Raw genomic sequence first — 13,291 nt, forward strand, 5'->3', positions numbered from 1 at the left:
GGCCGTGCAAGCATGCGCGGGAATCGGACTACTGCAAAAGTGCGTCTTCGGCGTCTTCGGCGCCGGTCAGCAGCTCGTCGAGAATCAGCACGTCGAGCGGGCGTTCCTGCTGCCACAGCACCATCAGCACGATGACCTTGAGGCGGTGCACGTCGAGGCGAAAGCCCTCGAGCGCAAGCGCCCGGCCGATGACCAGCTCGCGCGTACCTGCGTCGAGCGCACCGCTGCTCTCCAGGAAAGCCAGAAAGCCGCGGCATTCCACGTCCAGACGCGCCTCTTCGTCCGCCGTGAAGATGCGGATCGAGTCTGCTTGAGGCGCTCGCGCCATCGGCACGGTTGCGATCTCGCGCAGTTCCGACAGCCAGTTGAGCGCCTCGGAGATCTCCTCGTCGTCAAAGCCGGCGTCCGCCAGCGTGCCGGCGAGCTCCCCGTCGGCCGGGCAGGACTCGGGATGGAGATTGTTTTCGAAGAGATAGACGAGGATGTCGAACATGGAAATGGGGGCGTGAATCAGAGTCGCTGGAAGCGGGAACCGGGGAGACTGGCAACACGGCCGTCAAGTTCCAGCGCGAGCAGGATGGCGTACAGCGCATCGAGCGTCAAGCCGCAACGCTTGACCAGGCACTCCGGTGTGACCGGGTCAAAGCCCATGGATTCGAGTACGGCGGCGTTCTGCGGGTCGGCGGGCGGGGGGCTGGCGGGCTTCTCCAGTACGCGACTGGTCGTGGTGTTCCAGCGCAATTCGTCCAGCACATCGGCGGCGGTTTCAACCAGCTTGGCCCCGTCGCGAATCAAGCGGTGGCAGCCACGTGACAGCGGGGAATGAATGGAGCCCGGGATGGCCAGCACCTCCCGGCCGTTCTCGCTGGCCAGCCGCGCGGTGATCAGCGAGCCGCTGTCGGTGGCGGCTTCAACCACCAGCACGCCGCGCGCAAGACCGGCAATGATGCGATTGCGACGCGGAAAGTTTTGGGCCAGCGGCGGGGTCCCGAGCGGGTACTCGCTGACGATGGCGCCACGTGCGGCGATGCGGTGTGCCAGATCGCGATTGCGTGCCGGATAGACTCGATCGGCGCCGGTGCCGATGACGGCGACGGTCTGTCCGTTGGTAGCCTCGAGTGCGCCGCGATGGGCTGCTGTGTCGATTCCCAGGGCAAGTCCGCTGACGATCGTGAGTCCGGACCCGGCCAGCGCACGGGCGAAGGCGTGCGCATTGTCGATGCCCTGTGGCGTGGCAGAACGTGCGCCGACCACTGCGATGGCGGGTTGGCTCAAGCGCTCGGGGGCGCCGATCACATACAGGACAGTCGGAGGGTCGGGAATTTCGAGCAGAGCGGGCGGATAGACGGCATCGGCCAGTGTGACGAGGTGGTGATCCGGCTCGGTGAGCCAGGTTAGGGCGGCTTCGAGTTGCGTCGGCTCAGGCCCGGCCAGCAGCGCGTCGACAATCTCGCGCCCGACGATTCCGGCGAGCGTGCCGCGCCCGGCGGAAAAAATCTGTGCGGGAGGGCCGAGCGCCGACAGCAGGCTGCGTTGTGCAGCTGCGCCGACGCCCGGCGTCAGGGTCAGACGCAGCCAGGCCTCGCGCTCATCCATCAGGGCCGACTGACGCGGTCTCCCACCGAGACGTGTCCGTCGGTGTCCATCACCAGCGCGTAGGCCACGCGATTGAAGACCCGGAAGACGAACGCAACGCCGTAGCGGGCGTCGGGTAGGTCGAACTGTTCCTTGCTTCGGCGATTATCGTCATTGCTGAATGCAATGGTTCCTCGATTTCTGTGCAGTGCGAGGACATGACCAACTTCAAGGCCTTCGCGGGAACCGATATTGAGTGTGACAACATTGTTGCGGCCAGTTTCGGCTACGCCCCGATAGATGCCGATCAGACGGCCGTCGATTTCAGCGTCGGGAGTGCGCGGTGCATAAGACAAGATGCGCGGTTGATCGATGCGCATCAGGCGATCCTTAGCTCCGATCTCCTCCACCGCGCTGGTGATTCTCAGTGTTGCGGGAACTCCCCGGCTGGCGGCCGAAGGGCGCGCATCCTCTGTAACCACGGCTTCGCCAAGATAGTGCGCTTCATAGGCCAGAGTTTCTTTGGTGACCGGGTCGATAACCGGCCGTACGGGGCGGAAAACTTGCCACGCGCCCTCCCCAGGGGGGATATCTTTGGCGAAGATGGTGTCGCCTTCACCGGTGTAAACGCGCTGGCTGTCTGTGGCGATGACGGTTCCCGCCCCAGCCAGATCGTTCTGGTCGACGATGAGTTGCCGCACCAAGAAGGGCTCGATGTCTGCCAACGGGATGCTAGGAATGGCCTCTTCGACTGACTCGGAGTACACCTGCGGCGACAGCTTCTGATCAGTGATGACGCGACCGATGGACAGTCGTCCGGCGCTGCGGTCGAGGATGATGACCTGTCCGGGATAGATCAGATGCGGGTTCTTCACCTCGTCCCGGTTGATCTGCCACACCTCCGGCCAGCGCCAGGGCTGTTGCAGGAAACGCTGGGCGATGCCCCACAGCGTGTCGCCACGCTGCACCGTATAGGTGTCCGGCGCGTTCGGTGCGAAGGTGTCGGACTGGGACATTGCCGGGCTTGCGAACAGCATCGCGGCGGCACACAGAAGAGGGAATATAATGCGGGTCATCATTCGATTCCGTAACAGGCGGGTGAGCTGCGGTACCGGAACCCCGGCGTCGTCAAGGCGTCAAACCCGCGGGCTCATTCCAGTGCCCGGTGAGGCTAAGCGGCTGGCATGCCACTAGCGAAACCGATTCTGCACGTAAAAACCATCAACCGGCAAGCACTCAAAAATGGCACTTCTTCCGATCCTGCGATATCCCGATCCGAGGCTGCACAAGCGGGCGGCTCCGGTCGAGGTTGTTGACGATGTCATCCGCAAACTCGTGACCGACATGGCCGAGACCATGTACGAGGCGCCCGGCATCGGTCTGGCTGCGACCCAGGTCAACGTCCACAAGCGTGTGGTCGTCATCGATGTGACCGAGGATCGCAGTCAGCTAATGGCGTTCATCAACCCGCAAATCCTTGAGAAATCCGGCGAGCAGGTGTGCGAGGAAGGCTGCCTGTCCGTACCCGGAATCTACGAGAAAGTCACACGCGCGGCGGAGGTTCGCGTGGCCGCGCTGAATGAAAAGGGTGAACGCTTCGAGCTCGAGGCCGACGGCCTGCTGGCGGTGTGCATCCAGCACGAGATCGATCATCTCGACGGCAAGGTCTTCGTCGAGCACCTGTCCCAGCTCAAGCAGACGCGCATCAAAGGCAAGCTCGTCAAGCGGGCCCGGATCACCGCCTGATGACGACGGATCTGCGCGTCGCGTTCGCCGGTACGCCGGAGTTCGCGGCGGTGGCGCTGCGTGCGCTGCTTATGGCCGGTTACAAAGTACCGCTCGTGCTGACCCAGCCCGACCGCCCGGCCGGGCGGGGCATGAAGCTCACGCCCAGTCCGGTCAAGCGTGTCGCGCTGGAGGCCGGCATTAGGGTGGATCAGCCCGAAAAGCTGCGCACGCCGGAACAGCGCGCGATGCTTGCAGACTGTGCGCCGGACGTGCTCGTGGTGGCTGCCTATGGCCTGTTGCTGCCGCCCGAGGCGCTGACTCTGCCGCGACTGGGCTGCATCAACATCCATGCTTCCTTGCTGCCGCGCTGGCGCGGTGCGGCGCCTATCCATCGCGCCATCGAAGCAGGCGATATGGAAACCGGCATCACTATCATGCAGATGGATGAAGGCCTGGACACCGGGCCGATGCTGCTGCGTCGCGCTACCCCCATCTCCGGCGACGACACCACCGGCAGTCTGCACGACCGTCTCGCCACGCTCGGTGGCGAGCTGCTCATCGAAGCCCTGAAGCGTCTGGAGGCCGGAGACCTGCCGGCCACGCCGCAACCTGAGGCCGGTGTGACCTACGCCGCCAAGATCGCCAAGGCCGAGAGTCTGATCGACTGGTCGGAGCCTGCCGAGCGGATTGCCCGACGCATGCGCGCCTTCGACCCCTTCCCCGGCTTGGTGTCCGGCCTGCGCGACACGCCGATCAAGCTCTGGCGCGCCACGCCCGAGACCGGCTCGGGGCGGCCCGGCGAAGTGCTCGTCGCGGACCGCGACGGCGTGGTGCTTGCCTGCGGTGCGGGGGCGCTTCGCGTGAGCGAACTGCAGCGTCCGGGCAGCCGGCGCATGGGGGTGGAAGAATTCCTCCGTGGTTTCCCGATCGCGGCGGGCGAGCGTTTCGGGCAGGCTGGCGATTGAAACCGGTTGCGACGCCCCCCATCTGAGCGTCTTGATTTTCTGAGACGGAGAAGCAACGCGATGTACGGAAACTGGATCAAGACTTCGATGCTGATGGCCGGCATCGTGGCGCTGTTCGGCACGGTCGGCGCACTGATCGGCGGGCAGCAGGGCATGCTGCTGGCGCTGGTTTTCGGCGGTGCCACCAATTTGTGGGCCTACTGGTTCTCGGACCGCATGGTGCTCAAGATGTACCGCGCCCGCGAGGTTGACGAGACCACCTCACCCTACCTCTACAACATGGTGCGCGAGCTGGCGCGCCGTGCCGACCTGCCGATGCCCAGGGTGTACCTCATCGACGAGGCCCAGCCGAACGCCTTCGCCACCGGTCGTAATCCCGACAACGCCGCCGTGGCGGCCACCACCGGCATCGTGCAGCTGCTTTCCGAGCGCGAGTTGCGCGGCGTGATGGCGCACGAGCTGGCGCACGTGAAGAACCGCGACATCCTGATCTCGACCATGTCAGCCACCGTGGCCGGCGCGATTTCGGTGCTGGCGCAGTTCGGCATGTTCTTTGGCGGTCGTGGCGAGGACCGCCCCAATCCGGCGCTGGCGATTCTGGTCATGATCCTCGCGCCGATTGCCGCGATGATCATCCAGATGGCCATCTCGCGGACCCGCGAATTCGGCGCCGACCGTGGCGGTGCCGAAATCTCCGGCGATCCGTTGGCGCTTGCCAGTGCGCTCGCCAAGATCGAGGCCTATGCGCGCGGCACGCCGATGGAAACGGCCGAGCGTCACCCCGAAACGGGCCAGATGATGATCATGAATCCGCTTTCCGGCGGCATGCGCGGCCTGTTCTCGACTCACCCGGACACGCGCGAGCGCATTGCGCGTCTGCAGGCGATGGCGCGGTGAATCCCGGGGCCTCCGGGTCGGGATGGGGCGGGGCCGTCGCATGAGGCTGTCCTGGGTCGCCGGCTGGGTGGAGCGCGCACGCGCTTCGGTACGCATCAAGCTGCTGGCCCTGGTGCTGGCACCGCTGGCGATCGGGGTGCCGCTGCTGTTGGGGCTGGTGTGGACCTGGGGTAACGAGGCCTACGAGCGGCTGGTGAACTACAAGGTCAGCTCGGACATGGTCACCGCGCACGAGTACTTTGACCGTGTGCGTGAGGGTGTGGGGGCCGATGTCGTGTCGATTGCCGGCTCGCATCGCCTGGTCGTGAGCCTGGACGAAAGTGATGATCCGGACTTCGTCACGCTGTTGTCGCTGCTGGCGCGCGAACACAGTCTCGATTACCTGATGCTGCTCGATCTGAAGGGGCGTCCGGTGTCGAGTTCATTGTCGGACGAGGCGCCGCCGGACAGCCGCCTGCGATGGCCGGTGGTGGCCGCCGCAGCCAGCGGCGCGGCGCACAACACGATCGAGATTTTCTCGCCCGACGATCTGGGCGCGCTGCACCCGGAGTTGCGTCTGCGTGCGTGGGTGCCATTGGTGCCCACGGTCGCGGCGGCGCCCGATCTGCGCCAGGCTGAAGATCGCGGCATGGTCATCCATGCTGCAGCGCCGGTCTACGATGCCCTTGGCCGGCTCGCTGGCGTGCTCGAGGGCGGCACGCTGCTCAACGGCAACCTGGGCCTGGTCGATCGCATCAACGAGATCGTCTACCGCGATGGCTCGCTGCCGCTCGACAGCAAGGGCACGGCCACGCTGTTTCTGGGGGATACGCGCATCGCCACCAACGTGCGGCTGTTCGAGGGCGAGCGAGCGTTGGGTACGCGCGTGTCGAAGACGGTGCGCGACTATGTGCTGGGCGACGGCGGCATCTGGCTGGGCACGGCCTTTGTCGTGAACGATCACTATGTGTCCGGCTACGAGCCGGTGGTCAACGGCCATGGCCAGCGCGTCGGCATGTTGTACGTGGGTTTTCTTGAAGCGCCTTTGCGCGCCGCCATGCAGGCGGCGATGGCGGTGCTGTTCGTCCTCTTTCTGGCGATCAGCGGGATCGGCACGGTACTCAGCCTGCGCTGGGCGCGCAGCGTGTTCGGGCCGATCGAGCGCATGAACCGCGTGATCGGGCGCATCGAGGACGGTGACGCCGCGGCGCGCGTCGGTCCGGTTGCCAGCCGCGACGAGTTGGGCCGTCTGGCGGTCGAGTTCGACCACCTGCTCGACACGTTGCAGGCCAAGCGCGAAGAGTTGCAGCGCTGGGCCGATGAGCTCGACCGCAAGGTGGCCGAGCGCACCGCCGAGCTCAAAGAAGCCAACGAGACCCTGCGTCGGGCGCAGCAGCAACTGGTCATGAGTGAAAAGCTCGCAGCCATCGGCGAGCTGACGGCCGGGGTGGCGCATGAGGTGAACAATCCGGTGGCGGTGATCCAGGGCAACCTCGACGTCCTCCGCTCGGTGCTGGGGCCGGCGGCCGAGCCGGTACAGCAGGAGATTCGACTGATCCATGCGCAGGTTGACCGCATCCGCCTGATCGTCACCAAGCTGTTGCAGTTTGCCCGACCGGGTGATTTCGCCGGCTACACCGAGAATGTCGATGTGGCGACCGTGGTTGAGGACTGCCTGTTGTTGACGCGCCACAACCTGGACCGTAACGACATCGAGGTGGTCTCCGACCTGCGCGTTGCCGGCCCGGTCGAGATCAATCGTGGTGAATTGCAGCAGGTGCTGATCAACCTGTTCGTGAACGCTGCTCAGGCCATGCCTGACGGCGGTACGCTGACGGTTGGGGGCGAGGATTGGCTGGACGAGACCGGCGAGTCGGTCGGCGTGCTGCTGCGCGTGCGTGACACCGGTATCGGGATTGCGCCAGAGCACCTGGCCAACATCTTCGATCCCTTCTTCACGACCAAGAAGGAAAGCGGCACTGGACTCGGCCTGTCGGTGACCTACACCATCCTTGAACGCTACGGCGGCCGAATCGCGGTGCGCAGCACGCCGGGCGAGGGTACCGAGTTCGAATTGCGGCTGTATCGCCAGGCGGTGTTCCAGAGTGGTCCCGAGGCGCCCGGCTTCATGCGGCGCTGGAAGGGATGACGGGCTCGGTTATCATGAGCCGACCCCGGTGGAGCAACTCAAACAGAATCGGACGGTCACACGAAGTCCGCAAGCCCCCCGGCCCGGAGGAGAGGAATTGATGCTGCACGGGCAAGATCCGATGCGCAACGGCCCCGTTTCGCATGAAGTCGCGCACGACGAACTGGCGTGGCCTGAACTGGCCATCCTGGTGGTGGATGACGAAGAAGGCATGCGCAGCTTCCTGCAGCGGGCGCTCGCCCCGCGTTGTGCGCGGGTCGAGGTCGCGGGCGATGTGGAGCAGGCCCGCAGCCTGATGGACCGTGAACACTTCGATCTGCTGATTCTCGACATCGCGCTGCCCGGCAAGTCAGGCATCGAATGGCTGCGTGAGCTGCGCGAGGGCGGCGTAGGCGTGGACGTCATCCTGATCACCGCCTTTGCGGATTTGGAGAGCGCCATCGACGCGCTGCGTGGCGGCGCCTCGGACTTCATCCTCAAGCCGTTCCGCACCGATCAGATCTTCAATTCGATCAAGAACTGTTTCCAGCGGGCGCGGCTGGCCCGCGAGAACTACGTGTTGCGCCGCGAGCTGTCGGCGCGCGAAGACCAGGTCGAAGGTCTGGTCGGCAGTTCGCCGCCGATGCTGGAGCTGCGCGATGTTCTCCACCGCGTCGCCGCCACGCCCAGCACGGTGTTGCTGCAGGGCGAATCCGGCACCGGCAAGGAAGTGGTCGCGCGTGCGCTGCATCAGCTGAGCGGCCGACGTGAGCGGGCTTTCGTTCCGGTCAACTGCGCGGCGATCCCCTCCGAGCTGATCGAAAGCGAGCTGTTCGGCCACGTCAAAGGCGCGTTCACGGGTGCTGCGGCCAGCCGCAACGGCCTGTTCTACTACGCCAACGGCGGCACGCTGTTCCTCGACGAGATCAGCGAACTGCCGCTGTCGATGCAGAGTCGATTGCTGCGTGTGCTCGAAGAACGCCGGCTGCGGCCGGTGGGCTCGGAACGCGAGCTGCCGGTGGATGTGCGCATCATCGCCGCGTCCAACCGCGACCTGACGCAGGCCGTGCACGACGGAGTGTTTCGCGAGGATCTGTATTTCCGTCTGGCCGTCGTCGACCTGCAGGTGCCGGCCTTGCGTGATCGTGCCGAGGATGTGCCGGCGCTGGTCGAGCATTTCATGGCCATGCTGTCGCAGCGGCTGGGTGTGCCGCCCATGCAGCCCGATGCGGCGGTGATGGATGCGCTGTGCCGGTACCATTGGCCGGGCAATGTGCGCGAGCTGCGCAACTTCGTCGAACGCTCCTTGATTCTCGGCGCCTTTGCCACGGACGCCATGGCAGCGCCGGTGTCTGCCGCACGCGCCCAGGCTGACCCCGAGTTGTCGCTCGACGAGGTCGAACGCCGTCACATTCTCGGCGCGCTGGATGCCTGTGGCGGAAACAAGGCGGAAGCCGCGCGCCGTCTGGGCGTGTCGCGCAAGACCCTGGACCGCAAATTCGCAGAATGGAGCGAGAGAACCTCATGAACACCCCAGTACCCTGCCCTGTGCTCCTGACCGGAGAGGCCTCATGCAGGTGATCGGATTCGCCGGCTGGTCAGGCAGCGGCAAGACCACGCTGATCGAGCAGGTCATCCGCGTGCTGACGGCCCGCGGCTTGTCGGTGTCGCTGATCAAGCACGCCCATCACAAGTTCGACGTCGACGTGCCGGGCAAGGATTCCTGGCGCCACCGTCAGGCCGGCTGCAAGGAAGTGCTGGTCAGTTCGGACAACCGTTGGGTGTTGATGCACGAGCTGCGCGATGCCGAGCCCGAGATGAATCTCGATGCGCTGCTGGCCAAGTTGTCGGACTGCGACGTTGCGCTCGTTGAAGGTTTCAAGCGCGCGTCGATCGACAAGATCGAGGTCTATCGCGAAGGCGCTTCCGAGTCGCAGATGTTCCCGGGTGACCGACACATCGTGGCCGTGGCGACCGATGTGCCCGCTTTGGATACCGGCGTGTTGCCGCGTCTCGACCTCAACGACCCGGTGGCGGTCGCCGATTTCATCGAAGCGCATTGTCTGGGCCGCCGTGCGGCCATTGTCCGCGCGGGGTGAGCACGGCGCGCGGACGCGCGTCGCCCTGTCGCCTGAGGGAGTGAAGCCATGGATCGTCGTGCCTTCGTCAGGACCTGTTCGATCAGCGCCGGCCTGCTCGCCGGCGGGGCGCTGAGCCTGCCGGCCAGTGCATCGCTGCGCAAATACGGCCGCGTGCGGCTGCTCGACAGCCAGGGGCAGCCGCTGAAAGCCTCTGCCGTGCTGGCCGGTGAGCAATACGTGTTCAATTACCCGTTTCCGGCCACGCCGTGCTTCCTGATCAACCTCGGCCGCCCGGTGGACGATCGCAAGACGCTGAAGACCGTCAGTGGCGGGCGCTACGACTGGCCCGGCGGCGTCGGTCCGCAGCGCTCGCTGGTGGCCTACTCGGCGATCTGCGCGCACAAGATGACCCACCCGACGCCGGCCATCAGCCATATTTCCTTCCGACCGGCGCGTACCGATGCCGAGCCTGCGGCCGGTGTGATCAGCTGCTGCTCCGAGAACAGCCGCTACGATCCGGCCACCGGTGCGGCAGTGCTCGACGGTCCGGCCGACCAGCCGCTGGCGGCGATCATTCTTGAGCACGACGTGGCCAGCGACGGTCTGTATGCGGTCGGCACGCTGGGTGGCGAGATGTTCCAGCGCTTCTTCAAGACCTTTGGCGCGCGGCTCAGCCTGCAGTACCCGAACGGCAATGCCACCCAGCCGCTGGCTGGCGAGGTACGGGTGCAGCGGCTGGAGGAGTTCTGCGGGAACGTGGTGACGTGCTGAACCGGCGGCGCTCAGCGTGCAGGCCTTGCAGCCTTGAGCAGCGCGACCAGCTCCGGGCGGTTGCTGCGCTCGGCCAGCATCAGCGCGTTGATGCCGGCTTCGTCGGTCGCCTGCGGGTCCAGACCGAGTTCGATCAGTGTGCGCATCATCGCCGTGTCGGCGCGGTCGGTGGCGTGCATCAGCAGGTTCCAGCCGTAGACGTCGCGCGTTTGCGGGTCGGCACCCAGTCCGGTCAGCGCCCGCACCGCTGCAACGTGACCCTTGGCCGTGGCCAGCAGCAAGGGGCTCCAGCCATGACGCACGCGGTGATTGGGGTCGGCGCCGGCCTGCACGAGCAACTGGATGGCTTCGGTCTGGCCGGCCACTGCGGCATACATCAGTGCCGTGCCACCCTTCGGATTTCCGCGGTCGACGACGGCGCCGTACTGCAGCAACATGCGCAGGATGTCGAGCTGGCCCGATTCGGCCGCCCACATCAGCGCCGTCTTGCCCTGCGACTCCGTTTCGCGGCTGACGGCCTCGGGCGAGACGCCCTGGTCGAGCAGGATCGCAACGCGAGTGGCTTGTCCGTTGATGACGGCTTTGATCAAGGCTTCAGCAGACGCGGCGAAGCTTGCCGGGGCCGCGAGGGCGAGAACGAGCAAAAGCACGATTGCCGCCAGGCGGCCGGATTTGAAGGACATCTCACCCTCTCCGAAGCGGTGCAACAGGGTTTGATTATAGAGGCCGGATGGCTCGCGCCAAGTCGCGGGTTTTCCACAATGAAAAGAGCAGGGAGTAGAGCATGACCGAACTCAAACGCGAGGCCGTGGAAGCGGCTCTTGCAGGCGTCGTCGAACCGCATTTGCAGCGTGATCTGGTGTCGGGCGGCTGCGTCGAAGCCATTCACCTCGATGGCGACTGCGTGCGCATTGAACTGGTGATGGGCTTTCCGGTGCGCCGCATTGCCGTTACGCTGCGCGACGCCGTGCGTGCGGCCGTTTCGCCGCTGCCGGGGGTGCGCAGCGTCGATGTCGACGTCACCAGCCGCATCGGCCCGCGCGAGCCGGCCGAGGACCCGAGCGCGATCCCTGGAGTGCGCAACATCGTGGCGGTGTCGTCGGGCAAGGGGGGTGTCGGCAAATCGACCACGGCCGTGAACATCGCCTTGGCGCTCTCCGATGAGGGCGCGCGCGTCGGCATTCTGGACGCCGACATCTACGGCCCCAGCCTGCCGCGCATGCTCGGGATCTCGGGGCGTCCGTCGTCCAAGGACGGCAAGCGCTTCCAGCCGCTCACGCAGTACGGCGTGCAGGCCATGTCAGCCGGCTTCCTGATCGACGAGGAAGAGCCCATGGTGTGGCGCGGCGCGATGGCCACGCAGGCGCTCGAACAGCTCATGCGCGACACCGAGTGGAATGATCTGGACTACCTCATCGTGGACATGCCGCCGGGTACCGGCGACATCCAGCTCACGATGGCGCAGCGCGTGAAACTGGCCGGCGCGGTGGTCGTCACCACGCCGCAGGACATCGCCCTGCTCGACGCCAATCGCGGCTACAAGATGTTTGAAAAGGTCGGCGTGCCGGTACTCGGCGTGATCGAAAACATGGGCATGCACTGCTGCAGCGAGTGCGGCCACGAAGAACACATCTTCGGCGCCGGTGGCGGGCAGAAACTGGCCGAGAAGTACGGCCTCGACCTGCTCGGCTCGCTGCCGCTCGACATCCGCATCCGCGAACAGGCCGACAGCGGCAAGCCGACCGTGGTGGCGGAGCCCGACGGCCCGCTGGCGGGTGCCTACCGCGAGGTGGCGCGCAATATGGCAGCGCGGCTTGCGCTGCGCCACGCCGGCAGCGTCGGCGGTGGTTTTCCGAAGATCTCGATCGAGAACACCTGATCGTTGCTCCCGCGGGTCGGCGTCCGCCGGCCCGTCAGGTCTCGCGCAACCAGCGCTCCAGCGTCTTGCGTGACACGCCCATGCGCCTTGCGGCTTCGGACTTGTTGCCCTGGCAGCGATACAGCACACGCTCCATGTGACGGCGTCGTACCTCGGCCAGCGGCAGGTCGGGTGCGTACCCGCTGTCGCCGCGCGCCTGCAGGTCCGAGGCGTCGAGCGGGCGCACGCGCAGACAGGCGTCCACATTGCGTCCCAGCAGCATGGCCCGCTCCACCAGGTTGCGCAGTTCGCGCACGTTTCCGGGCCAGCTGTGGCTTTGCAGCTTGCGCAGCCCGCCGCGCCCGAGCACGGCCGGCGCCACACCCAGGGTTTCGACAAAGTGCGATGCGAAGTGCTCGATCAGCGCAGGGATGTCCTCAAGGCGTTCGCGCAATGGCGGTACGCGCACGGCCAGCACGTTGAGGCGGTAATACAGATCCTCGCGAAACTGTCCGGCTTCAACGAGCTGCGCCATCGGTCGGTTGGTCGCAGCGACCACGCGCAGGTCAACCGGTATCTCGGCATCGGTGCCGACCGGGCGCACGCTCGACGTCTCCAGCACACGCAACAGCTTGGCCTGCAGGAACAACGGCAATTCCCCGATCTCGTCCAGAAACAAGGTGCCGCCGTCGGCGTGCAGGATCAGCCCATCGCGCCCCTGGCTAGCGCCCGTAAAGGCACCGCGGGCATGGCCGAACAGTTCGCTGTCGAGCAGTTCGGGCGACATCGAGCCGCAGTTGATCGCCACCAGCGGGCCGCCGCGGCCGCTGAGCACATGCAGCTGGGTAGCGGTCACTTCCTTTCCCGCCCCTGACTCGCCTTCGATCAGCACGGTCGTTCGCGACGGCGCGATCCGTTGCAGCAGTGATTCCAGTTCGCTCATGCATGCACTGCGGCGGGCCACGTCGCGTGGATCTGCGGGAGCCGTGCTTGCGGAAATCTCGGATTGGCCGGGGTTCATCATCGGCGCAGGCTGTTCCTGGAGGCGAAAATGCAGACATTTTGTACCAATCGGCCGGTCTGTGCGGGTCAATTTGGGCTGTTTTCGCGGGTGTCGGCGAGAACGTTCAGAGGGGCCTCCGATCACCGATCAGCCCACCGAACAGGCGGTTTCGGAAATGCTGCCATGCACCATGGTGCATTTTGTCCACTGCGGTTTGGATGTGGGTCAAAAGTGCCCGGTGTGCTGTTGCTGCAGCCGCAAAAACCCTTGTCAAAACGGGTGTTTCCACGAATGCCCAGGGTGGCA

At 65.7% G+C, this 13,291-nt stretch carries 13 protein-coding genes; 8 read left to right on the forward strand and 5 right to left on the reverse strand.

Annotated features, from left to right (window positions below; genetic code table 11):
• Positions 1–28: 28 nt before the first annotated feature.
• From AC6H0R_RS06135 to AC6H0R_RS06145, 3 genes are read right to left on the reverse strand one after another with little or no spacing between them, the layout of a single operon-like run.
• A complete protein-coding gene (locus tag AC6H0R_RS06135) occupies positions 29–493 on the reverse strand; it encodes a Smg family protein (RefSeq protein WP_497580462.1) in 465 nt (154 codons plus the stop codon).
• A gap of 17 nt (positions 494–510) precedes the next feature.
• On the reverse strand, positions 511–1,596 hold the full coding sequence (gene dprA, locus AC6H0R_RS06140; RefSeq protein WP_497580463.1) for a DNA-processing protein DprA: 1,086 nt from the start codon (positions 1,594–1,596) through the stop codon (positions 511–513).
• The gene (locus AC6H0R_RS06145) at positions 1,596–2,651 is read right to left on the reverse strand and encodes a LysM peptidoglycan-binding domain-containing protein (RefSeq protein WP_497580464.1); all 1,056 of its coding nucleotides are present in this window, start codon (positions 2,649–2,651) and stop codon (positions 1,596–1,598) included. Before AC6H0R_RS06145 ends, dprA begins: the two co-directional genes overlap by 1 nt.
• Before the next feature lie 166 nt (positions 2,652–2,817).
• Between AC6H0R_RS06145 and def the strand changes: the two genes are divergently transcribed.
• The 7 genes from def (at position 2,818) to AC6H0R_RS06180 (ending at position 10,124) form a co-directional block, all read left to right on the forward strand.
• Complete coding sequence (gene def, locus AC6H0R_RS06150; RefSeq protein ID WP_497580465.1) at positions 2,818–3,321, forward strand: peptide deformylase; 504 nt, start codon at positions 2,818–2,820, stop codon at positions 3,319–3,321.
• Positions 3,321–4,268, forward strand: a complete 948-nt coding sequence (gene fmt, locus AC6H0R_RS06155; RefSeq protein WP_497580466.1) for a methionyl-tRNA formyltransferase — start codon at positions 3,321–3,323, stop codon at positions 4,266–4,268. Before def ends, fmt begins: the two co-directional genes overlap by 1 nt.
• Positions 4,269–4,328: 60 nt before the next feature.
• Positions 4,329–5,165 carry a zinc metalloprotease HtpX gene (gene htpX / locus AC6H0R_RS06160; protein ID WP_497580467.1) on the forward strand — a complete coding sequence of 279 codons (837 nt, stop codon included), beginning with the start codon at positions 4,329–4,331 and terminating at the stop codon, positions 5,163–5,165.
• A gap of 40 nt (positions 5,166–5,205) precedes the next feature.
• Positions 5,206–7,293: a sensor histidine kinase gene (locus AC6H0R_RS06165; RefSeq protein WP_497580468.1), complete on the forward strand. Its 2,088-nt coding sequence runs from the start codon at positions 5,206–5,208 to the stop codon at positions 7,291–7,293.
• Between the two features lie 100 nt (positions 7,294–7,393).
• On the forward strand, positions 7,394–8,800 hold the full coding sequence (locus AC6H0R_RS06170; protein WP_497580469.1) for a sigma-54-dependent transcriptional regulator: 1,407 nt from the start codon (positions 7,394–7,396) through the stop codon (positions 8,798–8,800).
• 43 nt (positions 8,801–8,843) lie between these two features.
• Positions 8,844–9,371 carry a molybdopterin-guanine dinucleotide biosynthesis protein B gene (gene mobB, locus AC6H0R_RS06175; protein ID WP_497580470.1) on the forward strand — a complete coding sequence of 176 codons (528 nt, stop codon included), beginning with the start codon at positions 8,844–8,846 and terminating at the stop codon, positions 9,369–9,371.
• A gap of 48 nt (positions 9,372–9,419) precedes the next feature.
• Positions 9,420–10,124, forward strand: coding sequence for a Rieske (2Fe-2S) protein (locus tag AC6H0R_RS06180; RefSeq protein WP_497580471.1), 705 nt, complete (start codon positions 9,420–9,422; stop codon positions 10,122–10,124).
• 11 nt (positions 10,125–10,135) lie between these two features.
• Here the strand turns inward: AC6H0R_RS06180 and AC6H0R_RS06185 are convergent, their stop codons facing one another.
• On the reverse strand, positions 10,136–10,807 hold the full coding sequence (locus tag AC6H0R_RS06185) for an ankyrin repeat domain-containing protein (protein WP_497580472.1): 672 nt from the start codon (positions 10,805–10,807) through the stop codon (positions 10,136–10,138).
• A 101-nt stretch (positions 10,808–10,908) separates the two neighbouring features.
• Here AC6H0R_RS06185 and apbC point away from each other — a divergent pair, with 101 nt between their 5' ends.
• Positions 10,909–12,003 carry an iron-sulfur cluster carrier protein ApbC gene (apbC, locus tag AC6H0R_RS06190; RefSeq protein ID WP_497580473.1) on the forward strand — a complete coding sequence of 365 codons (1,095 nt, stop codon included), beginning with the start codon at positions 10,909–10,911 and terminating at the stop codon, positions 12,001–12,003.
• Positions 12,004–12,037: 34 nt separating this feature from the next.
• On the opposite strand, the gene AC6H0R_RS06195 is transcribed toward apbC, so the two are convergent.
• Positions 12,038–12,925, reverse strand: coding sequence for a sigma-54 interaction domain-containing protein (locus tag AC6H0R_RS06195; protein WP_497580474.1), 888 nt, complete (start codon positions 12,923–12,925; stop codon positions 12,038–12,040).
• Positions 12,926–13,291 lie beyond the last annotated feature (366 nt).

The organism is Pseudazoarcus sp. NS36 (assembly GCF_059703705.1).

Bases quoted from the DNA above. Each gene is read 5' to 3' on its own strand.
- AC6H0R_RS06135 (WP_497580462.1), bottom strand. From the start codon at position 493: ATGTTCGACATCCTCGTCTATCTCTTCGAAAACAATCTCCATCCCGAG.
- dprA (WP_497580463.1), bottom strand. From the start codon at position 1,596: ATGGATGAGCGCGAGGCCTGGCTGCGTCTGACCCTGACGCCGGGCGTC.
- AC6H0R_RS06145 (WP_497580464.1), bottom strand. From the start codon at position 2,651: ATGACCCGCATTATATTCCCTCTTCTGTGTGCCGCCGCGATGCTGTTC.
- def (WP_497580465.1), top strand. From the start codon at position 2,818: ATGGCACTTCTTCCGATCCTGCGATATCCCGATCCGAGGCTGCACAAG.
- fmt (WP_497580466.1), top strand. From the start codon at position 3,321: ATGACGACGGATCTGCGCGTCGCGTTCGCCGGTACGCCGGAGTTCGCG.
- htpX (WP_497580467.1), top strand. From the start codon at position 4,329: ATGTACGGAAACTGGATCAAGACTTCGATGCTGATGGCCGGCATCGTG.
- AC6H0R_RS06165 (WP_497580468.1), top strand. From the start codon at position 5,206: ATGAGGCTGTCCTGGGTCGCCGGCTGGGTGGAGCGCGCACGCGCTTCG.
- AC6H0R_RS06170 (WP_497580469.1), top strand. From the start codon at position 7,394: ATGCTGCACGGGCAAGATCCGATGCGCAACGGCCCCGTTTCGCATGAA.
- mobB (WP_497580470.1), top strand. From the start codon at position 8,844: ATGCAGGTGATCGGATTCGCCGGCTGGTCAGGCAGCGGCAAGACCACG.
- AC6H0R_RS06180 (WP_497580471.1), top strand. From the start codon at position 9,420: ATGGATCGTCGTGCCTTCGTCAGGACCTGTTCGATCAGCGCCGGCCTG.
- AC6H0R_RS06185 (WP_497580472.1), bottom strand. From the start codon at position 10,807: ATGTCCTTCAAATCCGGCCGCCTGGCGGCAATCGTGCTTTTGCTCGTT.
- apbC (WP_497580473.1), top strand. From the start codon at position 10,909: ATGACCGAACTCAAACGCGAGGCCGTGGAAGCGGCTCTTGCAGGCGTC.
- AC6H0R_RS06195 (WP_497580474.1), bottom strand. From the start codon at position 12,925: ATGAGCGAACTGGAATCACTGCTGCAACGGATCGCGCCGTCGCGAACG.